The sequence below is a fragment of the Streptomyces sp. NPDC048361 genome, assembly GCF_040651795.1.
Classification (GTDB): domain Bacteria; phylum Actinomycetota; class Actinomycetes; order Streptomycetales; family Streptomycetaceae; genus Streptomyces.
Genome location: NZ_JBEZKW010000023.1, coordinates 66,167 through 88,260 on the forward strand (window position 1 = coordinate 66,167; position 22,094 = coordinate 88,260).

Below are 22,094 nucleotides of genomic sequence, written 5' to 3' on the forward strand. Positions count from 1 at the left end.
AGGGACCCGGGCCCGACCGGCGTCAGGTCTTCGAGCGGGCGAAGAACTCCACCTCCGCGATGGCCACCTGCTTGTCCTTGGCCGAGCCGAAGGCCGAGCGCAGGATGATGCGGACCGAGGCCGCGTCGCGGACGCGGACGTCGATGCGCTGGACGCCGCCGTCGTTGATCGACCGGTGCGAGACGTGCTGCTTGCCGCTGGTGTCGGTCACCACCAGGTCGAACTCCTGCGGCCTTGCCTGCTCCGACTGCTGGCCCGCGCGCTTCGACGTGCCTGGGGTGATCAGCAGCGCCAGCAGGTCGGTGGGCTGGCCGAAGGTGGCTTCCAGGTAGGTGCCCTGGGCGTCGCCCGCGTAGCCGGTGCCCCACCAGGTGTTGGAGTAGCTGTCGCCGGCCAGGCCCGGGGCGTGCTTCGGGTCCCAGTGCGAGGCCGTCCAGGAGGTCGGGTGGACGGCGACCCGCTTGGCGAAGTGGTCCTGTACCGCGCGGGCCGCCGGGGGGCCGCCGAACACGCCGCCCACGATCAGCGCCACCACGGCCGCCGCCACCAGAACGCGGGCGATCCAGCGCTTCCTGTCCCGGTGCAGCGGCGGCCGCTGACCGGCGTACGGCCCCGTCGCCGTGTCCTCGCGGCGCGGGCCGAGCGGGGTCGCGCAGCTCCGGCAGAAGACGCGGTGCTGGTGGTTGGGGGTGGAGCAGGCCGGGCAGGGGGTGCCGTTCTCCGGGGCGGGAGCGGGCGTCGAGGGGCGGACCCGGGGGCGGGCCGCCTCGGGGCGCCCGGGCAGGACCGTACCCGGGGCCTCGTTGGGCCGGGGCGCCGACGGCTCCTGCACGGGGACGAGCAGAGCCCGCGCGGCGTCGGTCGCCGAGGTGACGCGGGCCTCGGGCAGGGGGGTGGTCTCCCCTGCGTCGTCCGTGACGGCGGGCGTCGGGACGGTCACCGCGTCCGGGCGGGCGGGCGGGGCCGCCGGGGCCGGGGGCTGCTCGGAGCCGGTCGCGCCGGGCACGAAGACGGGGGTGCCGGCGGGCGGCGTGGGCGCGTCCGGCGCGATGCTCCGCGCGGCGGCGGGGCCGCCGGCAGGCTGCTCGGCCGGCTCGGACGCGGGCTCGGTCGGCGGCGTGGACGCGGCGGTGTCGGCCGGCGCGGCCGGCTTCGCCGGGCCCGCCGGGGCGCTCCAGCGCAGGAAGGCTCCGCAGGAGTCGCAGAACGACTGGCCGGTGGCGCGCGCCGGGGTGCCGCAGTCGGGGCAGGGGACCATGGCCGGGGTGGACATGAGAGGTCAGTTCCCTTCGGGGGTGAGGGTCTTGCCGGCGGATACCTCGGCCGTGAAAGGGAGGTGCGCGGGGCGGGCCGCCGCCACCACCGCCTGGAGGCGGTAGGGGTCGACGGTGGACGGATCGGCGACCGTGAGGGTCACCCGGAGCGAAGCCCGGTGCTCGCCCGGGAAGGGGCCGAGCGGACGGGCCGACCAGGACGCCCCGCCGCTCTCGGTGATCTCGGGGCGCACCCCGAAGGCCAGCTCGACGGCGCGGGACAGGCCGAGCGCGGTGCCGCGGACCCGGTGCAGCGAGACCGCCGTGGCCACGGCGTGCCGGCGCAGCTCAAGGGACTCGGTGCCGTCGAGCTCCGTGCCGACCCAGCTGGTGAGCCAGTCCACGAAGTCCTCGGGGGCGAGCGCCGGGTCGAAGTAGGCCTCCAGGCAGTCGAGCACGTTGAACAGGGGGGCAAGGACCACGTCGAGGCCCTCGACGAACCGCTGGGCGAAGTCGTCGTCGGCGTACACCGCGGGCAGCTGGATGCCCAGCGGGTGCGAGGACGCCAGGTCGTCGACGGAGCCGCGCGCGCTCATCGGGCCTCGATGACGCGGACGCGGTGGTCGAAGGGGAAGAGCAGGGCGGAAGGGGAGAGTTCGATGCGGTCCGTGGCGTCGCCGCGGCGGCCGGTCAGCGGGTCCGCCGGGTGCAGCAGCACCTCGTCGACCAGCTCGACGCCCGGGACGCGCTGCAGCGCTGCGAAGATCTCGCCCGCCCGCAGCGGCCGGCCGAAGGGCCAGCCCGTGCCGTGGGCGCCGCCGGTCAGCGGGTCCAGGTAGGAGTACAGCGCGTTGAGCGCCTCGTCGCGTACGTAGTCGGCCTTGGCGGCGCGGAACGAGTGCAGGGTCGCCACCACGGTGACGCCCTGGTAGAACGGCGGGCCCACCGCGAGGCGGGTACCCAGCGGGCGGCGCTCGTCGAGGAAGGAGGTGACGCGGCCCAACAGCTCGCCGCCGGGCACCAGTTGCTCGAAGCGCAACCGGCCGCCCCGGTCGGGCACGGCCTGCGGGACGACCAGGACCCGTACCGCGTTGTCGCCCGACTCGACGTCGTCCGCCGCGAGGCAGGCGATGCGTGCGGTCTCGGGGGCGGCGCGGCGCGCCAGCTCCTCGTAATCGCGGGCGGTCACCGCGCGCTCCTGGGCGCGCAGCGCGATCGGCGCCCGCGTCTTGGCCTCCTCGACGGTCTCGCCGTCGACCCCGCCGCGCGCCGCCTCCCGGTTCTCCACGCGGGAGATGTACGGGATGGAGCTGCGCAGCACCTGGATGGAGCCCCGGGCCACATTGCCGGAGCGGCCGCCACCGGTACCGTAACGGGAGGCGCGGATGGCGGCGCCCTTGAGCGGCACGGCGCCGAACTGCCGTACCGAGCCGTCGGGTTGGCGCACGCCCGGGCCGAAGGCTATCTCGCCGGTGGCCGCGTCCAGGGTGAAGTGCCGGTCGAAGGGGCCCGAGGAGGCGAAGTCGCCCACCATCTCCCACTCCTCCCAGCCCTCGCCCGCCGAGATCTCCAGGCGTACGCCGCCGACGACGGGCGCGTGCGCGAGCAGCAGCCGCTGGCCGGGCACGCCCTCGGAGTCGCCGAGCGACTCGTCGCGCACCGTGTCCGAGTGCGAGACGCGGGTGGTGCCGCCGATGGTGAAGGCGGAGGCGCCGCGCACGGTCGGCGAGACGCTGTAGAACGGCTGGCCGGGCGCGGCCTCCACGACCCGGCAGCGCAGCCAGCCCGCGTCGAGGCCGCCCATCCGGGAGACGGCGTGCGCGGCCGGCATGTGCAGGATGACCTCGCCGGGGCGGTTGAGGCCGCCGGTGGAGTCCTCGGCGACCTCGCACTCGGTCCAGCCGTCGGCCGTCCAGGCCTCCCACACCAGCGGGGGCTGGCGCGGGTCGACGCCGACACCGTCGACACGGCTGTCCAGGCGCAGCGCGGCGGTGCAGTGCGGCAGCGCAGCCGTCAGGCCGAACAGCAGCACGTCGCCGGGGAGCGGGCCGGAGCTGAACACCGACACGTCGGTGCCGCCGAGCACGTCCTGCGAGCAGTCCTCCGGCTTGGACGCGGCGGGCTGGCGCAGCAGATGCGAGAGGCTGCACGGCACGATCGTCAGATCGTCCTCGGAGGCGAAGACCACCGCCTCCTCGGTCTCGGTGCGGCCGGTGGCCACCTCGGTGCCGCGGGGCAGCACGACCGGCTCCGGCTGCGGGGCGGAGAGCCAGAACGTCACCGACGCGCGGGCCGCCGACGGCGGGAACAGGGTCACGCCCAGCAGGTCGAGGAAGGCCAACTGGTTCTTCTCGGGGACCCGGTTGAGGCGGTACACGACCTGGTCGGCCATGTGCGCGACGGCCTCGATCAGGGTGACACCCGGGTCGGAGACGTTGTGGTCGCTCCATTCCGGGCAGCGCTGCTGGATGTAGCGCTTGGCGTCGTCGACGAACTGCTGGAAACGGCGGTCGTCGAGGTGGGGTGCGGGCAGGGCCATCAGTGTCGTTCGCTTTCGCCGGCCGTCGGGCCTGGCTCGTCGCCGCCCTCGGAGGGAATCACATAGAAGGGGAAGACGAGGCTGCGCGGGTTGTTGGTGCCCCGCACCGAGTAGCGCACGTCGATGTAGAGCACGGTCGGCTCGTCGGGCGCCGGGGTCACCGTGACGTCCTCGACCTCGATCCTGGGCTCCCAGCGGTCGAGCGAGGTGCGCACCTCGTACCGGATGCGCCCCGCGGTGGCGTCGTTGACGGGCGCGAACACCATGTCGTGCACCGCGCAGCCGAACTCGGGGCGCATCGGCCGCTCGCCCGGCGCGGTCGCGAGCACCAGGCGCATCGACTCCTCGATCTCGCGGTCGCGCCGGGCCAGGGCGATGCCGCCGCCCGGCTCGGTGCGCATCGGAAAGGCCCAGCCGGCCCCGACGAAATGTTCGCTCATCTCGACTCTCCTAAAGGACCGGCATGCCGTTGGCGAGCGGCATGCCCGCCAGGGTGTTCAGGGCCAGGCCCCCGATGCCGTCGATGAGGACGGTCCCACCGTTGATGGCGACGTTGGCGCCGCCGTTGACGGCCACTTCCGCCACGGCGTCCACCGTGACCGCGGCGCCCGCGGCGATGGACGCCTCGGCGCCGGCCGTCGCGTTGAAGGCGAGCCCCGCGTCGATGGTCACGCCCATGCCCGAGGCGATCTGGATTTCGCCGCCCGCCTTCATGTTGATCATTCCGCCGGCCTTCAGGGACAGGTCGGCGCCCGCCTCGATGTCGACGGACCGGTTGCCCTTGATCTCGACGCTGCCGTTGCTGTTGATGGTGATCGAGGTCTTCGCCTCGTTCATCTGGATGTGCAGCCGGCCCTTGCCGGTGCGCAGCCGGATGCCGCTGGACAGCCGCGCCGCCCCGCCCTCTTCGAGGATCTCCACGGTGTGCCCGCTGCGGCCGGTCAGGGAGCGCCAGTTGATCTGCCCGCTCGTCGGGTCGACGGCCGGATAGTTGTCGGGTTCGCGGGTGTGCTTGTCGACGCCGTTGTAGAGCCCGGCGATGACGTACGGGTGCTCGAGGGAGCCGCGGTCGAAGGCGCACAGCACCTCGTCGTTGACCTCGGGCAGCAGCAGCCCGCCGCCGTCGCGCCCGCCGAACTGCGCGACCCGGCACCAGTCGCTCTCGTACGTCGCGGACAGCCACGGGAACGACAGCCGGACCCGGCCCATGCGCAGCGGGTCCTTGGTGTTGGTGACCAGGGCGACCGCGACGCCCGGCATCGGCGGCGCCTGGTCGGTGCCGCCCGAGGCGAGCCCGTACAGCGAACGGAACTGGCGGCCCGACACGGTCAGCCACGTCGTGTACAGGTCGCCGGAGGCGAAGACGTGACGGACACCGGTCGCGGTGTACTTGCCCTCGAAGGGAAAGCCCGCGCCCTTCACGGCGACGGGGGTGCCCGGGGTGAGCTTGGGGTTGCCGGTGACGGCGACCTCCAGCTCGGCGTAGGAGCCCGCCACGTCGTCGGCCAGGGCCTGCGAGGCGTGCATGACCTGCGAGAGCGTGGTGTACGGGACCTGCGTGGCGGTGAGCTCGGATGCGCCGAAGGGCAGTGTCACCTGGCCCGGCTTCATGTCGGCGACGATGTCCTTGCTCTCGACCGCGGGCAGGGGCGCCTGGAGCCTCTGCCGGGTGCGCATGTCCCAGCCGCGCACATTGACCTTCCGCACCTGCCCGGCCGCCGTCATCGTGGCCCGGCTGTGCAGGTTGTTGGCGCCGAAGTCCAGGACGTACGGGCTCTGCGCCGCCGGGGTGGTGTCGGAGGGGGCGCCGGAGGCGGGGTCGAGCCCGGTGAAGTTGAGCTTGCCCATGTTGTCGAAGGACAGCCGCACGTCGTTCTCGGCGGCGAGCCGCGACAGGAAGTCCCAGTCGGTGATGTTGGGCTGGGTCGCCAGGTCGTACACCGTGGGCGTCGACTCGATCTTGCCGATCTTCAGGCCGTTCTGCCCGGCGATGCGGCGCACGATGTCGGAGGCCGTCATGTTCGGGTAGCCCTCGACGCGGCGGTTGCGCAGCAGACGGTGACCGGGATCGTAGCCGCGCACCAGCAGATGGCGGCCCAGGCCGGGCTCGGAGTCCATCTCCAGACCGGTGACCTCGCCGGTCAGCATCGGCTCGCCACGCTTGCCGTCGGTGAACGGGCTGATGACGACCTTCGCCCCGATCTTCAGCATCGGGAACTTGGTGGTGACCTTGGAGTCCTTGTCGCTGAACGTGAGCTGGAAGGCGGCCGGCACGTTCACCGAGGAGTCCACCCAGCCCTCGACGAGCCGCAGCGCGAGTTCGTCGGGAAGGACGGAGCCGCCCAGCTGGACGTGGAGGACGGTGGTGAAGGTCTTCTCGGTCACGTGGTTCCCTCCGAGGAAGCGGGCAGCAGCAGCTCGGTGCCGGGGCGCAGCCGCATCGGGTCGTCGATCTCATTGGCCTCGGCGATGACCCGCCACTGGGTGGCGTCGCCGTACTCGCGCCAGGCGAGGGAGGCCAGCGTGTCCCCGGCGACCGTGCGGTGCACCCGGCGCGCCGACAGCGCGCCCGACGTCGGGTTCTGCCGCTTGGTCTCGCTGGAGACCTCGGTCAGCGCGAGGGTACAAGTGGCGCGCAGCGGAATGCCGTTGGGGCTGAACAGGGTGTAGTTGGCGTTGACACTGGTGACGTACGCGATGAACTGGACCGTCGAGAACGAACCCCAGCTGAACTCCACCCACGGCGGCGACGGCGCCTTCGCGCTGATGCTCTGCGACGTCACCTCACAGCACGAGAGCAGCAACTCCACCTGGCTCTGCACGGTGGTGGAGGTCGGCGTGCCCGACGCGTCGAGGAAGACCTCCAGCTGGAGCGAGGCCGGCATCGCGCCGGTGAACTTGGGCGGCGCGCCCCGGCTGTAGGAGATCGCGGGTGTGGTGATCCAGTTGGCGGACCGGCCCAGCTGCACCTGCGACGGGTTGAACTGGAACTTGACCTCGCCGATCCGCCCGCCCATGGAACCGCCCAGGTCGGTGGGCGGTTGATGGATGGCGAGGGTGGCGCGGGAGAGGCCTTTGGCGGCCTTGCCTCCGACGGGAGCGGCCATGCTCACGCACCTCCCGCGTCGGTGAAGCCGTGATGGGCGATCTCCAGCGTCTCGGTGGCCACGCTCGGGCTCGCCGGGTCGAGGCTCGGGCCGGTCCAGCGCACCGGAAGCACCTCGACCAGACCCCACTGCGCGACGATCGAACCGTCCGCGCGCAGCGCCGCGATCTGCGCGGTGGGCCGCGTGATGCCGGTGGCGAGCGAGGAGATCCAGGAGGCGACCTTGGAGGTGTCGGCGGTCAGCGGCCGGGTCAGCCGGATCGTGGAGAACGTGACCCGGGTGGGCAGCTGCCACACGAACCCGTTGTTGCCGCCCTCCTGGCGCTGCTCCACCTCGACCTCGGAGGCGAGACCGTCGCAGCCGTTGAACAGGCCGAGGTTCTGGCCGTCGATGGTCAGCTTGAAGAAGACGGTGGAGCCGGGGTCAAGGGTGGTGGGCATGGGGTGGTCTTCCGTCGGTGGGAGTGGTTACGGGCGGGTCGTACGGGGTCAGCGGTCGCGCACGCGCCCGATCCGTTCGCGGTCGCCGCGCAGCTCGGCGCGGAGCAGCCGCGACAGCGGTGCGACGAGCTTGCGCGCCAACGCGTCCAGATCGGCGGGCGGTTGGGGCTCTGCGGTCGGCTCGGCCGCGGTGGCCGAGGCGCTGGTCTGGGTGGCTGTGCGCACGGCCGGCGCATCCGCCTGCCGCTGTACGGGGGCTGGGAACGCCGGCGCGGGCGGGGGAGCCGGGGCCGGGGCGGGCAGAGGGCTCGCCCGGCGTACGGGGACGACGGCCGGCCTGTCCTGCGCGGGAGCCCGCTGCACCGAACGCTGCACCATCCCGCCGGGCTGCGCGGGCCCGCGCAGCGGCACCACGGGCCGGCTGTCGCCGGTGGCGGGCGGCGCCGCCCGCTTGAGCGGCGCGGGCGTGGGTACGGCGGCCACCGGGCTCGGGGCGTCCTGGTGCCGGGTGGTGAGCGGCCGGGCGGAGGCGAGCGGCGGACCGGCGATCTCCATGCGCTGAAGCGGGGCGGGCCCGGGGAGCCGCACCTTGCGCAGCGGGGTGGGGGGCGCGGCGGCCCGCTGGATGGCGGGTGTGGGTGTGGGTGTGGGTGCGGGTGCGGGCGCGGGTGGTGCTGGTGCCGCCGGGGCCGGGGTGGCCGCTGGTGCCGGGGTGGGCGCAGGGGTTGGGGCCGGGCTGGGTGCCGGGCCCGTGATGGGCGCGCCGATCAGCGGCCTGCGCCGGGGCGCGTCCGGAGCGGCACTCTGCACCCGGCTGACCCGTCGCACGATGGGCTTGCGCTGTACGGGGGGTGCGGACGCCGGGGCGGGCGCAGGGGCCGGGGTGTCCACCGGGACGACCGGGGCGGGTGCCTCGACCGGGGCGGGCCGGACCACGCCGACGGGGTCGAGCTGGTAGGAGGGCCGCACCGGGCGGGGCGCGGAGGTGAGGGAGCGGGGTGCGGCGGCGCGCTGAACGGGGCTCGGCCGGGCGGGAGTCGACGCCGAGACGGGTGTGGGCGCCGAGACGGCTATGGGCGCTGCCTCCCCCGTCGCCGCTCGCTGCACTGCGGGGCCTGTCGGTGCGGACGGAGTCGCGCCGATCGGGGCGCGCACCGGGAGGCCGGAGCCGCTCTCGCCGAGGGTGCCGCGATCGGGCAGCGCGGAACCGCCCTCGGAACCAGGCGCGGACGGTGGAGCCGTACGCGGGAGGCTCGGCGGGGCCGCCGCGGCGCGCTGCACGTGCGGAACCGGCCTGGCGGCGCCGGGCGTGGCGCCGGGTGCGCTCTGCGTGGTGTCGCCCGAAGGGGTGCGCGCCGGGCTGCTCGACGGAGTTCCGGTACCCGGCGCAACAGTGCGATGGGCAGGGCGAGTTGAGGGAGCCGAGGGCGGTGCCGCGGGCGCGGACGGAGCGCGGCCCGCCTCCTGCCGGGGTGCCGACGAGGGTGTCGTGCGGGATTCGTGGGCTTGGGCAGGCGGGGGTGGCGTGGCGGCGCGCTGCACGGCCGGGGTCGCTGGGGTGTTCGCCGGGCCGGACGCGGGCGCGGTGCCGGGTGCGCTCTGGGCGGGCGGGGGCGTGGCGGCCCGCTGCCCGCCCGGGTCGCGGGTCGTGCCGGGTGCGGACGCCCGCTGGATGGGGGCGCCGATCGGGTTGGTGCGGCGCGGCTCGCCGGTCCGGCCGCGTACGGGCGGGGTCTGGGGAGCGGGCGCGGCGGTGTTGCTCACCGGGCCGGGAGCGGGGGTGGCGGACCGCTGCACCGGGGGCTGTGCGGACGAGCTGTCCGCCGGGCCGGGAGCGGGGGTGGCGGACCGCTGCACCGGGGGCTGTGCGGAAGAGCTGTCCGCCGGGCCGGTTCGGGGGGCCGCCGCGCGCACGGGTCGGACGGCAGGGGCGTCGGGCGCGGTCGGCGCGGTGGCGCCCGGCTGCGTACCGGGGTTGCTCACCGGGTCGATCGGGCGCCCAATGGCACGCTGTATGCCGTCAGTTGAGGAAGAAGACGTCGGTGCACCGGGCCCCGGGTGCGTGGCGGGACGGTCCGTCGGCCGGGTCGCAGGGGTGGCCGCACGCTGCACGGCGGGGGTGGCGCCGGAGTCACCGTGAGTCGCCGAGCCCGGGGTCGCGCCGGGCGCGCTCGGACCGGGGCGGTTCGGGGTGCGCGGACTCGGGGTGCTCGGACTCGGGGTGCTCGAACTCGGGGTGCTCGAACTCGGGGTGCTCGGACTCGGCGTATGTGTACCGGAGTTGGGTGCGGCCGGGTTCGGCGTTCCCGTCGAAGGACTCGGGATGTTCGGCGGTGTGGCGGCGCGCTGCACGGCGGGCGTGGTGCCCGAGGTGGCGTTCGACGCGGGGGCCGACCCGGGGCCGCTCGCGGGGCCGGTGGCCGGCCGCGTCGACCCGGGGGCCGGGGGCGTGGCCGGCGTGGAGGACTGGGTGGTCGAGCCGGGGCGACTGGTGGTCGCGCGCTGCACGGGCGGGGCGGCGGGCTCCGGCGCGTTGGGGCCTGGCGCGGCTGCCGGGTTGGTGGCCCGCTGCACGGCAGGGGTGGAGCCCGGCGGCGTACCGGGGTTGTCCATGGGGCCGGTCACGGCCGCGCGCCGAGCGGCGGGAGGCGTACCGGGTCCGTCGGGGGTGGACGCCGGGCCGGGCCGGCGTGTGGCGGACCGCTGGACGGCGGAGTTGGCGCTGGGCGCGGCCGGGCCGGAAGAGGGCCCGGGTCCGTTGGCCGTGCCGGGCTGGGGCGGGGCGGCGCGCTGGACGGCGGGGTTGGCGCTGGGGGTGGCCGGGTTCAGGGGGGTGGACCCGGTGCGGGTGTTGCCCGTGCCGGGCTGGGACGTGGCGGCGCGCTGGACGGCGGGGTTGGCGGTGGGCGTGGCCGGGTTCGCCGGGCTGGATCCGGCGGGAGTGGCCGCCGGGCCGGACTGAGGCGGGGTGGCGCGCTGCACGGCCGGGGCGGTGCTGGGCGTGGCCGGGCCAAAAGCGGGTCCGGCGGGGGTGGTCGCCGGGCCGGGCTGGGGTGTGGCGGACCGCTGTACGGCCGCCGGTGCCGTACCGGACGCGGCCGGGCCGGAAGCTCGCCCGGCGGACGGGCCGGACGGATCAACTGCGCGCTGGACAGCGGGAGTTGAACCATGCTCGGCAGACGGGGTTGCCGGAGCCGACGGCGTACCGAATCCGCCCGACGACGGGTTCGAGGGTGTCACGGACCGCTGCACCGCATTCGGCGCGGAGGCCGGACCCGGTGCCACGGACCGCTGCACCGCACCCGGCGCGGAGGCCGGACCCGGTGCCACGGACCGCTGCACCGGACCCGGCGCGGAGGCCGGACTCGGTGCGGTAGCCCGAGCCGCCGCGCCGGACGGCCATGCCGGACCCGCGCCCGCTTCCGTACCCGTACCCGCGTCCGCGTCGGACGGCGGCTCGGGCGTGCGGCCCGCGACCGGCAGTCGAAGCAGGGGCAGGGGCAGGTCGGAGGGGCGGCCCGCGACCGGGGTCACGGCGTTGTGGAGGACGCCGTGCGGCGCCGTCGGCGACACGGCGTGGGTGAGGGGACGGACGACCGAGAGGTCCTGGTGCGCGGCGAGGGTCGAGCCGAAGCCGGCCTCCGCCGTGAGGCGGGGGGCGGCCAGGGCACGCTGGATCGTGGGCGCGGCGGCCCAGCCGCCGTCACCCTGGACGGGTGACGGCGACGCGGACGCCGAAAGCTCCGACACGGCGGCCGACGCCGCCGCGTCCGCCCCGGCGGCCTCGGCCGGCCGGTTACGCCGGCGCTTGAACAGGGCCATCCCCCGTCACCGCTCCCCTTCGCCTTGTTCCACCAGTGCCGCCACCCGCCGTACGTACGCCCGCCGGTCCGCATGCTCCAGATCGAGGATGGAGTCCATGTCCCAGTGGAAGTGGTAGGCCAGGTACGCGGTCTCCTCCTCGATCCGGTCGGCCGCGTACGTCACGATTCCCCCAGGCGGCTCCCGGCCAGCTCGACCTCGAAGGACTGCTCGCAGTGCGGGCAGGCGACGGCCGCGCGGGTGTGGCCCTCCGCGTTGATCTGCCGGTAGAAGTCCTGGAGGAAGGCCAGGTCGGAGGCGAACATGTTCTCCACCGTGCCGTCGTGGACCGCACCGAGGGTGCCGAGCCGGGTGATGACCCGGCCGAGCAGCACCACCGACAGATACGCCGGGTTCTCGCGGACCCGTACGTCCCGCAGCGGCAGCAGCTCGTCGCGGGCCGTGGCGAGCCGCATCGCGCCGCGCCGGTGCACGGTGCCCGACTCGTCGACGTACCCGCGCGGCAGCTCGAACTCGAACTCGGTGCGCAGGGTTTCCCGTACGCCGGTCGCCACACCCGCACCCGTACCGGGGGCGGACGGGGCCTCGGCTCCGGGGAGCGCCCCGCCGGGGATTCCAGGACCTTCGCGGCGCATTACTCGATGACCAGCTCTTCGAAGGTGATGGAGACCTGCTCGGTCATGGCGGCGGCGTCGCCGGCCTTGACCGCGCTGATCTCGACCTTGTTGCACCAGGCGTTGCGCAGGTGGTAGCGCTTCACCGGGTTGTCCTGGTAGTCCATCATGATGATCGAGGCGTTCTTGCGGGCCGAGCCCATGTTCCCGTCGATGGACTCCTTGATCCACTCGGAGAACGTGGCGGACTGCGTGGCGCCCCGGGTCACGGTGCACTCGCCGGCCTTCTTGACGCCGGGCAGCTTCTTGATGATCGGCTTGCCGTCGGACGAGACCTGCTGGTACTCGATGACGTCCTGCTCCATCGAGAGGCTGCTGACTTCCTGCAGGTACTCGACCATGATGCCGTCGATCTGCAGGCCGAAATTGTGGGTGGTGAGCGCATCACCGGGCTGAAGCGACATGCTGGGTTACTCCTGTTCGTGCGAAATCGGCTGGGGGTGGGCGAGTTGGTGAGGTCCTACTCCTCCAGCTCGCCGCCGCCGCCCGAGAACTGGGCGAGCCGGAACACGACGAACTCGGCGGGCTTCACGGGCGCGATGCCGATCTCGCAGACCACACGGCCGAGGTCGACCGACTCCGGCGGGTTGGTCTCCTCGTCGCACTTCACGTAGAAGGCGTCCTCGGCGCGCTGGCCGAACAGGGCGCCGCTGCGCCACTCGTTGACGAGGAACGCGGAGATGTTGCGGCGGATGCGGGCCCACAGCGCCTGGTCGTTCGGCTCGAACACCACCCACTGGGTGCCGATCAGGATCGACTCCTCCAGGTAGTTGAAGTAGCGCCGCACGTTCAGGTAGCGCCACGCCGGGTCGGAGGCGAGGGTACGGGCGCCCCAGACGCGGATGCCGCGGCCCGGGAAGGCGCGGATGCAGTTGACGCCGACCGGGTTGAGGAGGTCCTGCTCACCGCGGGTGATCTGGAGCTCCAGGTCGACGGCGCCGCGCACGATCTCGTTGGCCGGGGCCTTGTGGACGCCGCGCTCGGAGTCGTTGCGGGCCCAGATGCCGGCCATGTGACCCGACGGCGGGACCAGCTTGGTCTGGCCCGTGGACGGGTCGAACGACTTGATCCAGGGGTAGTACAGGGCGGCGTAACGCGAGTCGTAACCGGCGCCCTCCATCCGCCACTTGCGGATGTCACGGGCGTTGAGCCCGGGCGGCGGGTCGAGGACGGCCATGCGGTCGCCCATCAGCTCGCAGTGCGCGACCAGACCGAGCTGGACGGCCTTGACCTGCTCCAGGTCGATCAGACCCTGCTGGTAGGCGGCCATCAGGTCGGGGACCGCGACCATGTTGATCTCGTCGAAGGCCTCCAGGCCACCGAAGCCGGTACGGTCCGCGGAGTCGCCGATGAACTGGCCGGACTCCAGGCGGGCGACCGTGCCGCCGGTGGGCGCGGACGGCGCGGGGGCGGCGACCGGCGGGGCCAGCGTGACGGCCTGCGCGTCCGGCTTCGCCAGCTGGCCGCCGGCCACGGCCTCCTCGACGGAGATCGTCTTGGAGCGCTGCTTGACCTGCGTGACGACGAAGTTGCGCGCCGACTTCTTCGCGCTGACGTCGAAGTTCTCAACGACGGACTCGCCGTCCTTGACGACCAGCTTGAAGCGGTCGCCGTTGCCCTCGCCCTCGGCGTCCTGCACCTCGACGGTGAGCGGGCCGCCGCCGGTGCCGGCCGCGATCGCGGACACCTTGAACGTGCCGAGCGCGACGGCCTCGCCGGCGGTGATCGCCTGCGGGGCGGGGGCGGAGGTCTGCGCCGTGGCCTTGCCCGGTCCGTCCTCGGAGCCGCCGACGCGTACGACGTAGGCGGCGGTGCCACCGTTGTTGAAGAAGCCGTAGACGGAGTGCGCCAGGTAGTACCCGTCCGTGAACTCACCGAACTCGGCGACGTACTGCGACCAGTTGGTCACCAGCGTCGGCTCGTTGAGCGGTCCGACGGGCGCGAGCCCGACGAAGGCGGCCACCGACGTGCCGACCCCTTCGATGGGGCGGGATCCGCTGGCGACTTCCTCGACGTAGACGCCGGGGGACAGGTAGTTGGGCACGGGAAGCTGCTCCTTGTTGCTGGATTACCTGGATGACAAAGGTGTCGGCTGGCGCCCGAAGGCGGACGGGCTGTGCTGTGTGCGGGGAGGACCACTCATCCCGCATCAGAGCTGCACACGGTTGTCTGTCCCGCCCCCGAAAACGCTGCTACCGGCCCATTACCGTTCCAGCCTCGCGCGGCACGGCCCCCGCGGGGAGGGGAGAAGGTGCGTGGGCGAGGGCAGCGCGAGGTGCCCTTCCGGTCATCGGCGGGCGTTCTCCCGGCCGGATGGGGTACGGGAAGGGGTTCCGCGCCCGGCGCTCACGGCCGCTGCCACGGACCGCGGCACGGGTCAGCTCTCGGCCGCCGCGGCCGCAGGCCGCGGTGCGAACTCAGCTCTCGGCCGCCGCGTCCGTCGCCGGCCCGGTCTCCTCGGGCGACGCCGGGCGTCCCGTGCTCACCCGGTTCGCCTCGCGGACCTTCTCCAACAGCTCTTCCCTTCGCCTGGCGTCCTCGGCCGCCTGGTCGTCCGCCCTGCTGCCGCTCATGCATGTACCCCCTGGGCTCCTCTGCCGACTCCCCGCGCTGTCGGGGACGGTGAGCGTGCGCTCGCTGTCCGTTCTCACAGCAGCGTGCTCCCGGATGGGCGGACTGGCCAGGGGGTGGCGCCCGCCGGAGCGGCAGTGGCATGAAATCGCCCCGCGGGCGGAGCGGCGGTTTCGCCGGGTCCCGCGCGACGGCGCTTCCGCCGGCGACCGTCTCGCGATTCTTGGTGCCCCGCCGAGGGAACGCAGGAGACGCGAGGCCCGTCTTGGGGGCAGGGGGGGTGCCCTTTCGACCGGTTACCCCGGGGATACAGGGACAGTTCAAGCCAACTCCTTGTGCGATACATGTGCTGATGCGGGCCTGCGGGCGGTCCTGGCGTAGCGTTCCGGTGACCGGACGAACAGGATCCGGGGGCCGAAAGGGCAGACGTCGGGGGACGATTCGGCCGGGCGACTGAGAGGGCGACGGCGTGGCGGTATCCGGCGGAACGAGCGAGGGCGGCATAACCGGCGGCGTGGACGGTGCCAACGGCGCCGGCGGCATCGCCGGTGGGTTGCGGTTCCGCATGCTCGGACCCGTCGAGGGCGACCTCGACGGCCGGACCCTGCCGCTGGGGCCACCTCAACAGCGGGCCCTGCTCGCCGTTCTGCTGCTGCGCGAGGGCCGGCCGGTCTCCATGCCCGAGCTGCTCGACGCGATCTGGGGGGAGCGGCTGCCCCCGCGCGGCGTCGGCACCCTGCGCACCTACGTCTCGCGTCTGCGCACCCTCCTGGAGCCGGGCCGTCCCTCGCGTACCCCGGCCAGGCTCCTGGTGTCGGCGGACGACGGTTACGCGCTGCGGGTCCCTGCCACGGCTCTTGACACCGTTGTCTTCGAAGCGCGGCTCGCGGAGGCGGCCCGGCTGCGCGGCGCGGGGGACACCGAGGCCGCCCAGCGCGAGCTGACCGGCGCACTCGCCCTGTGGGGCGGCAGCCCGCTCGCGGGTCTGCCCGGCCCGCACGCGGAGCGCGAACGCGACCGCCTCACCGAGCTGTGGCTCTCCGCCCGCGAGGACCACTTCCACGGCGCCCTCGCCCTCGACCGCCACGCGGCGACGATCGCCTCGCTCCGCGCGTTCGCCGCCGAACACCCGCTGCGTGAACGCACCCAGGCCCTGCTGATGCTGGCGCTGCACCGGGCCGGCCGGCAGGCCGACGCGTTCGCCGTGTACGAGGCGACCCGGCGCACCCTGGACGCCGAACTCGGCGTGCCGCCGGGCCCCGAGCTGACCGCCCTGCACACCCGCCTCCTGACCCGCCCCGCACGCGATCCCCGGCCCGCGCAGCAGCCCCGCCCCACCCACGAGCCCCGCCGACCGGGAGGGCAGAGCCCCACCTCCGCCGAGTCGCAGGCCACGCGACGTGAACCCCGCCCCGTGCAGGGACCGACGCCGCCCGGTGCGGCCCGCACCCCCGCCCCGCCGAACGGACCGGGCATCGCCCGCGAGCACATCGGCCCGACCGCACCGCGTCGTGCGGACGCACCCCGCCGGTCCGGCGAGGACCGCCGACCGGACGCCACCGCGTCCCGCCCGGTGGGCGGGGCCCGCCCCTCGGGCGCACCCCGGCCGTTCGGCGTGACCCGCCCCTCGGGCGCGCCCCAAGAGGCCTTCCCCGTCTGGGAGTTCCGCCGCACGGCCGCGCCCCGGCCAGGCGCGCCCAGCCCGGCCGGCGCGCCCAACCCGGCCGACGTACCTCGCCCCGGCCACCCGCGTCCCTCCCAACTCCCGCCCGCAATCGCTGACTTCACCGGGCGTGTGGGGTTCCTCGGCGAGGTGTCCGACCTGCTTCAGGAGGCCTCCGACGGGCGGTTCACCGGGGTGGGAGTCCTCACCGGACTCGGCGGCGTCGGCAAGAGTGCCCTCGCCGTGCGCGCGGGCCACCGCATGCGCCGGGCCTTCCCCGACGGGCAGCTCTACGTCGACCTGCGCGGCAGCGACGCCGAGCCCGCCGACAGCGCGGACGTCCTCGCCCACCTGCTCCACTCGCTCGGCGTCGCCGAGGAGGCCGTGCCCGACGACGTCGGCCAGCGCGGCGCCCTGTACCGCTCGCTGCTCTCCGGGCGGCGCGTCCTCGTGCTGCTGGATGACGCGCACTCCACCGCGCAGCTGCAGCCCCTGCTGCCCGGCACCCCCGGCAGCGCCGTCCTCGTCACCAGCCGTACCCGCATCGTGGGCCTTCCCGGGGCCCGGGTCGTCGACGTGGAGGCGATGAGCGAGCAGGACGCGCTGACCATGCTCGAAACGATCGTGGGCGCCGAGCGGGTACGCGCCGAACCCGAGGCGGCCCGTCAACTCGTCGCCACCTGCGGCCGGTTGCCGCTCGCCGTGCGTATCGCGGCGTCCCGGCTCACCGCGCGCTCCGACTGGGCGGTAGCCGACCTGACGGCCCGGCTGCGCGACGAACGCCACCGCCTGGACGAGCTGGAGGCCGACGGGCTCGGCGTCGACGCCGCGTTCCGGCTCAGCTACGAAGGGCTCGCCGCTCCCGCCGCGCGCGCCTTCCGGCTGACGGCCGCCGCGGCCGTGCCGGTCTTCGGTCGGGCCACCGCCGCCGCCCTGCTCGACGTCGACGAGTACGCGGCGGAAGAGGCCCTCGAAGCGCTGGTAGACGCCGGTCTCCTGGAAGCGTGCGGGGTGGACCGCTACCGCTTCCACGACCTGGTGCGGATCTTCGCCCGGCGTGTGCTCGACGCCTCGCCCGACGCCGCCGAGCGCCCGGCCGCCCTGCGCAGGCTCCTCGACCACGTCCTGGCGACCGTCCGCAACACCGTGCGCTGTCTGCGCCCGCTCAGCCGCGTCCCCGACCTGCTGTACGCCCCGGACGTGCCCGGATACCGCCCGGCCGACGCCGAGGCCGCGCGGGCCTGGCTCCAGGAGTCGCACCAGCTGATCCGGGACACCGCCGAGCAGGCCCTCGGCAAGGGCCCCTGGGGGGAGCTGGGCGCGGACGCGCTGCGCCCCGCCGTCGACCTCCTCACGGGCTGGGCCCACCTCGTGCTCGGCACGGCGAGGCGCAGCGAACTCCACGGCCCGGCCCGCCTCGCCCTGTCCGTGGCGCACCGCCACGGCGACTCCCGCTCGGCGGGCCGTGCGCTGCGCCTGATCGCCGCCGTACCGCAGCAGAACGGCGACACCTACCGCCGTACCGAACGCACCCTGCGGGAGGCCCTGCGGTGCGCGGCGCTCGCCTGCGATCCGCTGACCGAGGCGGAGGCGGCGCACGAACTGGCCATGATCCTCGCGGCGATGGGGCGCCCCGCCGACGCGCTGCCCCTGTTCGAGCAGGCGTACGCGCGCTTCGTGGAGCTGGGCAGCAAGGGCGAGGCGGTGCGCGTACTCGCGCATGTCGTCCGCGCCCACATGCTCCTCGGCCACACGGAACGCGCCGAGTCCGCAGCCAACGAAGTGCTGCGCTCGGCAAGGGAGTTGGGCGACCGGGGTACGCTCGGACATGTGCTGTACCAGATCGGCTGCGCGTTGCTCGCGGGAGGCCGGCCGGTGCGGGCCGCGGCTCATCTGCGGGAGTCGCGCCAGCACCACCAGTGGGTCGGCGATCTGCGGTGGGAGGCGATGGCGTGGGCACGGCTCGCGCACTGCGCGCTGGCCAGGGAGCGGCCCGGCGAGGCCGCGGCCTGTGCCACGCAGGCGCTGTCCATCGAGGGCGACCTCGGCGACCCGTTCTGCCGGGGCCTGGCGCTCGCGGCCCGCGGCCGTGCGCTGCTCGCCCTCGGCGAGACACCGGCGCTCTCCGCGCTGGCCTCGCTGCGCACCGCGCACCGGCTGCTCAGCGCGCGCGGGGCGGCGGAGGCCGACGAGCTGACGTCGCTGCTGCGGACCGTGCCGTCGGTGCCGGGGCAGCCGTCGGGCCCGCGGGGAGGCGCGGTGGGCGGGGCCACGAGTGCAGCGAGGGCTGCCCTCTGACAGAGCCTTTCGGGCAGGGGAGCTCCGGGCGCGCCGCCTAGCCTTCCCCCATGACCATGTGGACGTCTCTGGACCCGGCCGCCGTCGCCGTCGATCCCGGTGGGCGGGCCACCGCACGGCTGCGCGTGCGCAACACCGGGGACACCGTCGAGGAGTACCGCCTCTCGGTCGTCGGCGCCCCCGCGGGCTGGGCCCGGGTGGAGCCGGACACCCTGCGCCTGTACCCCGGAAGCGAAGGCACCGCGGAGATTTCGTTCGCGCCGCCGCGTTCCCCCGACGCCCTGGCGGGGCCGGCCGCGTACGGCATCCGCGTGGAGCCCCGCGAACACCCCGGCGTACGGGACGTCCTCGAAGGCCAGGTCACGGTCGCGCCGTTCACCGAGGTCCGCGCCGAGCTGCTGCCGGCGACGCTGGTGGGCCGGTTCGGCGCGCGGGCTTCGGTCGCCGTCGACAACGTCGGCAACACCACGCTCACGGCGTCCCTGACCCTGCGCGACGAGACCAACCGGCTCACCTACGAGATGGCACCCAACGCGGTTCAAGTGGCGCCCGGGCGGGCCGCGTTCGCGAAACTGCGGATCCGGCCGCAGCGGGTGCGCTGGACGGGCGGCACCGAACACCACCGTCTGACGGTGGCGGTGCGCCGCTCCGGCGACGACACGGCGCTCGACCTCGTCGGCACCTACGAGCAGCGCCCGGTGGTGCCGCGCTGGCTGCTCGTCGTCGGCAGCGCGGCGGTCGCGGCCTCGGTGGCGTGCGTGATGCTGTGGCTGAGCTTTCAGCCGAAGGTCACCACCGCGGCCGGCGAGATGCAGACCGGCTCCGGCGCCCAGCCCGTGCCGCAGGGCGCCGAGGCCCCGCTGCCGCCTGCGCCGGCGTCCGCGCCGCCCGTCGCACCGCCGGGCGCGTCGGCGCCGGCCGGTGACGGCTCGGGCGGCGGCGACGGTGGCGCAGGCGGTGACGCCTCGCAGGTCGGCGGCGGCCCGCCCGTCCCGCCGCCCGCGCCGAAGACGGCTCCCAAGGCGGCCGCCGACGCCCCGACCGGGCCCGTCTGGGACATGGGGTACAAGCCGGACGCCATCGTCACCTACGCGCAGTACCGTCTGGCCACCCTCGGCAACGAGTGCGCCCTGAAGGACGGCTGGACCGCGGCGGTCATCGACAAGGCCACCCAGACCTCGCTCGCCTGCTACCAGCGGCACGTCATGGCCGACCAGAAGTCGAGCCGCCAGCTGACGGCCACCGACAAGAAGTACGGCACGCTCGGCCGGGCCACCCTCACCTCGATGTGGGCCCAGGGGCTGCGCCCGGAGGACGTGAAGAGCGGCGCGAACAGCTTCAAGGTCAGGATGCTCGCGGCGTCCCTGTGGTGGGCCAACCAGTCGTCGATCTCCGACGTCGACCTCGACCGCGACCGCGGCTACGCCAACCAGGGCATCGCCTACTTCAAGGACCCCGGCAAGGGCGTGCCGATGAAGGCGGACGCGGGTCTCACGTCGGCGATCAGGCAGTACCAGCAGAACGTGGGTCTCTCGCCGACCGGTGTCGCCGACTCCAAGACCCTCAACTGGCTGGTCGGCGGCGCGGTCAAGGATCCCGGCAAGACGGGGCGTTAGCGCGGGCGTTAGCGGGCGTTAGGGCCTGCTGATCGCGGCCTGCGAGGCTGGCCGCACGCATCGACTCCCGTGCGGTTGTTCCCCCGCAGCCGCCCGGGTCCACTCGGTCGGACGGCCCCGGCCCCCGGGGCGCCCGACGGGCGGCCATGGCCGCTCGGGCAGCCAGTCCTGCCCCCGGAACTGCCCCTTCCGTCCCTGTACTTCATCCCCCGGCCCACTTGACTCATGGGGTGAGTATGTGGACTGCCCTGGAGCCCCCCGCCACCACCGTCGCCCCCGGTGACAGCGCCGTCGTACGACTGCGGGTGCGCAACACCGGGGACACCGTCGAGGAGTACCGGCTGTCTCCGGTCGGTGACCCCGCAGGCTGGGCGAGCATCGAACCGGCCGTGCTGCGGCTCTACCCCGGGGCGGAGGGAACCGCCGACATCACCTTCGCGCCGCCGCGCACCCCGGACGCCATCGCGGGCCCGAATCCGTTCGGTATCCGCGTGGAGCCGCGCGAGCACCCCGGGGACGCCGACGTCGTCGAGGGCCGGCTCACCGTCGGCCCGTACGCCGAGCTCCGTACGGAGCTGGTGCCGCGCACCGTCCGCGGCCGGCGCCGGGCCCGTGGCCGGGTGGCCGTCGACAACCTCGGCAACCAGCCGCTGACCGCGTCCTTCTCCACCCGCGACAACGGCGACGCCATGACCGTGGAGGCCCTGCCCACCGCGGTCCAGGTCGACCCGGGCCGGGCGGGCTTCGCCGAGGTCCAGCTGACCGCGACCAATGTGAGCTGGTTCGGCGGTGTGCGCCAGCACCCCTTCACCGTCTCGGTACTGCGCTCCGGCGAGCCCACGCCGAACGAGCTGCGCGGCACCTTCGTCCAGCCGTCGGTCTTCCCCGGCTGGTTCCTCGCGGTCGGCTCGCTCCTGCTGGCGCTCGCCGTGGCGTTCGCGGTGTTCTGGTTCCAGCACGACATCGGCGTCAAGAGCCAGGCCTCCGAGCAGGCGGCCGCCCGGGAGGAACCCCTCCCGCAGGGCTCCAAGGCGCCGCTGCCGTCGGCCCCGGCCACCCCGTCGAAGGCGCCCGACCCGCCGTCCTCGGCTCCCTCGGCGCAGGCTCCCCAGCAGCAACAGCCGCCCAAGCCGCAGCCCGGCGGGGGCGGTTCGGGTGGCGGCGGTGGCGGTGGCGGTGGCGGGCCGAAGGAGCCCCAGTACGACCCGAACAAGCTGGTACGCATCCAGTCGGGCCTGGGCAAGTACCTGACCACGGCCACGGACCAGAAGCCCGAAGGCCGGTACGTCTACTCCTGGGCCGAGATCGACAACAACCCCACGTGGGACCAGTACTGGTACGTGCGCCCGCTGCCGAAGCATGAGTTCGCCTTCACGTCGTCGACCGAGCCGTGGGCTGTCGCCGACAACACGCGGGAGGGCAACCAGGTGCAGATGTGGGGGGCGTCCGGAGGGAAGGCGAGCCTGACGAACGGCCAAATGACGTCCAACCAGAAGTGGGCGATCGAGCCGATCGAGGGGGCGGACGGGTTCGTCCGGCTGATCACGAAGGACGGGGGCTGGTGTCTGTCCGACCTGTCCCCCAACGACAAGGTGATGCAGGTCGCGGAGGTCCGCCCCTGCGGAGCCCTCCCGGCCGACCAGCAGCGCTGGCGCATAGTCAACTAGCCCCGTCCCGTGCCGGGTGCCCTACGGGTCGCGGGGCCGCGCCTTTCGCGCGGCTCCGCCGCGGTGGGCGCGGGCGGTGGGCTGCGACTCCGGGTGCCCTACTAGGGGCGCGGGGCTGTGCCTTTCGCGCGGCTCCGCCGCGGTGGGCGCGGGCGGTGGGCTGCGACTCCGGGTCCCCTACTAGGGGCGCGGGGAACTGCGCGGGTGTCCCAGCACGGTCCGCACCCGAAAGCGGGGTTACTGGGGCTCCGCCCCAGACCCCGTTCGCGCCTGAAGGGCGCTCGTCCTCAAACTCCCCCAAGGCCTCAAGGGCCAGGGGGGACCCCCATGACGGGCTGAAGATGTGCGTGCCGCCCGGCATCGAGTAGTCAGGGGCGCGGGGAACTGCGCGAGACGCGAGCACGGTCCGCAGACGAACGCGGGGTCGGGGCACGGGCCCCGCCC

17 protein-coding genes are annotated in these 22,094 nt (G+C 74.4%); 4 read left to right on the forward strand and 13 right to left on the reverse strand.

Annotation, left to right across the window (positions count from 1 at the left end):
• Positions 1-22: 22 nt before the first annotated feature.
• The 8 genes from AB0D31_RS15925 to AB0D31_RS15960 are packed head-to-tail and all read right to left on the reverse strand — an operon-like array spanning position 23 to position 9,103.
• Positions 23-1,273 (reverse strand): zinc ribbon domain-containing protein, encoded by a 1,251-nt coding sequence (locus AB0D31_RS15925; RefSeq protein WP_362722567.1) that lies wholly within the window; start codon positions 1,271-1,273, stop codon positions 23-25.
• Positions 1,274-1,279: 6 nt separating this feature from the next.
• Positions 1,280-1,849 (reverse strand): phage tail protein, encoded by a 570-nt coding sequence (locus AB0D31_RS15930; RefSeq protein ID WP_362722570.1) that lies wholly within the window; start codon positions 1,847-1,849, stop codon positions 1,280-1,282.
• Positions 1,846-3,792, reverse strand: a complete 1,947-nt coding sequence (locus tag AB0D31_RS15935) for a putative baseplate assembly protein (protein ID WP_362722571.1) — start codon at positions 3,790-3,792, stop codon at positions 1,846-1,848. The genes AB0D31_RS15930 and AB0D31_RS15935 overlap by 4 nt, the downstream gene beginning before the upstream one ends.
• Positions 3,792-4,232 (reverse strand): GPW/gp25 family protein, encoded by a 441-nt coding sequence (locus AB0D31_RS15940; protein ID WP_362722574.1) that lies wholly within the window; start codon positions 4,230-4,232, stop codon positions 3,792-3,794. The genes AB0D31_RS15935 and AB0D31_RS15940 overlap by 1 nt, the downstream gene beginning before the upstream one ends.
• 10 nt (positions 4,233-4,242) lie before the next feature.
• Positions 4,243-6,177, reverse strand: a complete 1,935-nt coding sequence (locus AB0D31_RS15945; protein ID WP_362722577.1) for a VgrG-related protein — start codon at positions 6,175-6,177, stop codon at positions 4,243-4,245.
• The gene (locus AB0D31_RS15950) at positions 6,174-6,899 is read right to left on the reverse strand and encodes a LysM peptidoglycan-binding domain-containing protein (RefSeq protein ID WP_362722579.1); all 726 of its coding nucleotides are present in this window, start codon (positions 6,897-6,899) and stop codon (positions 6,174-6,176) included. The genes AB0D31_RS15945 and AB0D31_RS15950 overlap by 4 nt, the downstream gene beginning before the upstream one ends.
• Before the next feature lie 2 nt (positions 6,900-6,901).
• Positions 6,902-7,339, reverse strand: a complete 438-nt coding sequence (locus AB0D31_RS15955; RefSeq protein ID WP_267058993.1) for a phage tail protein — start codon at positions 7,337-7,339, stop codon at positions 6,902-6,904.
• Positions 7,340-7,387: 48 nt separating this feature from the next.
• A complete protein-coding gene (locus tag AB0D31_RS15960) occupies positions 7,388-9,103 on the reverse strand; it encodes a hypothetical protein (protein ID WP_362722582.1) in 1,716 nt (571 codons plus the stop codon).
• Between the two features lie 427 nt (positions 9,104-9,530).
• Between AB0D31_RS15960 and AB0D31_RS15965 the strand changes: the two genes are divergently transcribed.
• Complete coding sequence (locus AB0D31_RS15965) at positions 9,531-10,301, forward strand: hypothetical protein (protein WP_362722585.1); 771 nt, start codon at positions 9,531-9,533, stop codon at positions 10,299-10,301.
• An 866-nt stretch (positions 10,302-11,167) separates the two neighbouring features.
• Here AB0D31_RS15965 and AB0D31_RS15970 read toward each other — a convergent pair.
• The 5 genes from AB0D31_RS15970 to AB0D31_RS15990 form a co-directional block, all read right to left on the reverse strand.
• Positions 11,168-11,326: a DUF6760 family protein gene (locus tag AB0D31_RS15970; RefSeq protein WP_162952566.1), complete on the reverse strand. Its 159-nt coding sequence runs from the start codon at positions 11,324-11,326 to the stop codon at positions 11,168-11,170.
• Positions 11,323-11,796 carry a hypothetical protein gene (locus tag AB0D31_RS15975; RefSeq protein WP_362722588.1) on the reverse strand — a complete coding sequence of 158 codons (474 nt, stop codon included), beginning with the start codon at positions 11,794-11,796 and terminating at the stop codon, positions 11,323-11,325. Before AB0D31_RS15975 ends, AB0D31_RS15970 begins: the two co-directional genes overlap by 4 nt.
• A complete protein-coding gene (locus AB0D31_RS15980) occupies positions 11,796-12,239 on the reverse strand; it encodes a phage tail protein (protein ID WP_328311868.1) in 444 nt (147 codons plus the stop codon). The genes AB0D31_RS15975 and AB0D31_RS15980 overlap by 1 nt, the downstream gene beginning before the upstream one ends.
• Before the next feature lie 56 nt (positions 12,240-12,295).
• A complete protein-coding gene (locus tag AB0D31_RS15985) occupies positions 12,296-13,879 on the reverse strand; it encodes a phage tail sheath subtilisin-like domain-containing protein (protein WP_362722591.1) in 1,584 nt (527 codons plus the stop codon).
• A 373-nt stretch (positions 13,880-14,252) separates the two neighbouring features.
• Positions 14,253-14,408, reverse strand: coding sequence for a hypothetical protein (locus tag AB0D31_RS15990; protein ID WP_362722594.1), 156 nt, complete (start codon positions 14,406-14,408; stop codon positions 14,253-14,255).
• 467 nt (positions 14,409-14,875) lie between these two features.
• On the opposite strand from AB0D31_RS15990, the gene AB0D31_RS15995 reads away from it, so the two are divergent.
• From AB0D31_RS15995 to AB0D31_RS16005, 3 genes are all read left to right on the forward strand, one after another.
• Positions 14,876-18,367 (forward strand): BTAD domain-containing putative transcriptional regulator, encoded by a 3,492-nt coding sequence (locus AB0D31_RS15995; protein ID WP_362722597.1) that lies wholly within the window; start codon positions 14,876-14,878, stop codon positions 18,365-18,367.
• 50 nt (positions 18,368-18,417) lie between these two features.
• Positions 18,418-19,983 carry a peptidoglycan-binding domain-containing protein gene (locus AB0D31_RS16000; RefSeq protein ID WP_362722600.1) on the forward strand — a complete coding sequence of 522 codons (1,566 nt, stop codon included), beginning with the start codon at positions 18,418-18,420 and terminating at the stop codon, positions 19,981-19,983.
• A gap of 230 nt (positions 19,984-20,213) precedes the next feature.
• Complete coding sequence (locus AB0D31_RS16005) at positions 20,214-21,650, forward strand: hypothetical protein (RefSeq protein ID WP_362722603.1); 1,437 nt, start codon at positions 20,214-20,216, stop codon at positions 21,648-21,650.
• Positions 21,651-22,094 lie beyond the last annotated feature (444 nt).

Coding starts and splice junctions, on each gene's coding strand:
- AB0D31_RS15925 (WP_362722567.1), bottom strand. CDS start 1,273: ATGTCCACCCCGGCCATGGTCCCCTGCCCCGACTGCGGCACCCCGGCG.
- AB0D31_RS15930 (WP_362722570.1), bottom strand. CDS start 1,849: ATGAGCGCGCGCGGCTCCGTCGACGACCTGGCGTCCTCGCACCCGCTG.
- AB0D31_RS15935 (WP_362722571.1), bottom strand. CDS start 3,792: ATGGCCCTGCCCGCACCCCACCTCGACGACCGCCGTTTCCAGCAGTTC.
- AB0D31_RS15940 (WP_362722574.1), bottom strand. CDS start 4,232: ATGAGCGAACATTTCGTCGGGGCCGGCTGGGCCTTTCCGATGCGCACC.
- AB0D31_RS15950 (WP_362722579.1), bottom strand. CDS start 6,899: ATGGCCGCTCCCGTCGGAGGCAAGGCCGCCAAAGGCCTCTCCCGCGCC.
- AB0D31_RS15955 (WP_267058993.1), bottom strand. CDS start 7,339: ATGCCCACCACCCTTGACCCCGGCTCCACCGTCTTCTTCAAGCTGACC.
- AB0D31_RS15975 (WP_362722588.1), bottom strand. CDS start 11,796: ATGCGCCGCGAAGGTCCTGGAATCCCCGGCGGGGCGCTCCCCGGAGCC.
- AB0D31_RS15980 (WP_328311868.1), bottom strand. CDS start 12,239: ATGTCGCTTCAGCCCGGTGATGCGCTCACCACCCACAATTTCGGCCTG.
- AB0D31_RS15990 (WP_362722594.1), bottom strand. CDS start 14,408: ATGAGCGGCAGCAGGGCGGACGACCAGGCGGCCGAGGACGCCAGGCGA.
- AB0D31_RS16000 (WP_362722600.1), top strand. CDS start 18,418: ATGACCATGTGGACGTCTCTGGACCCGGCCGCCGTCGCCGTCGATCCC.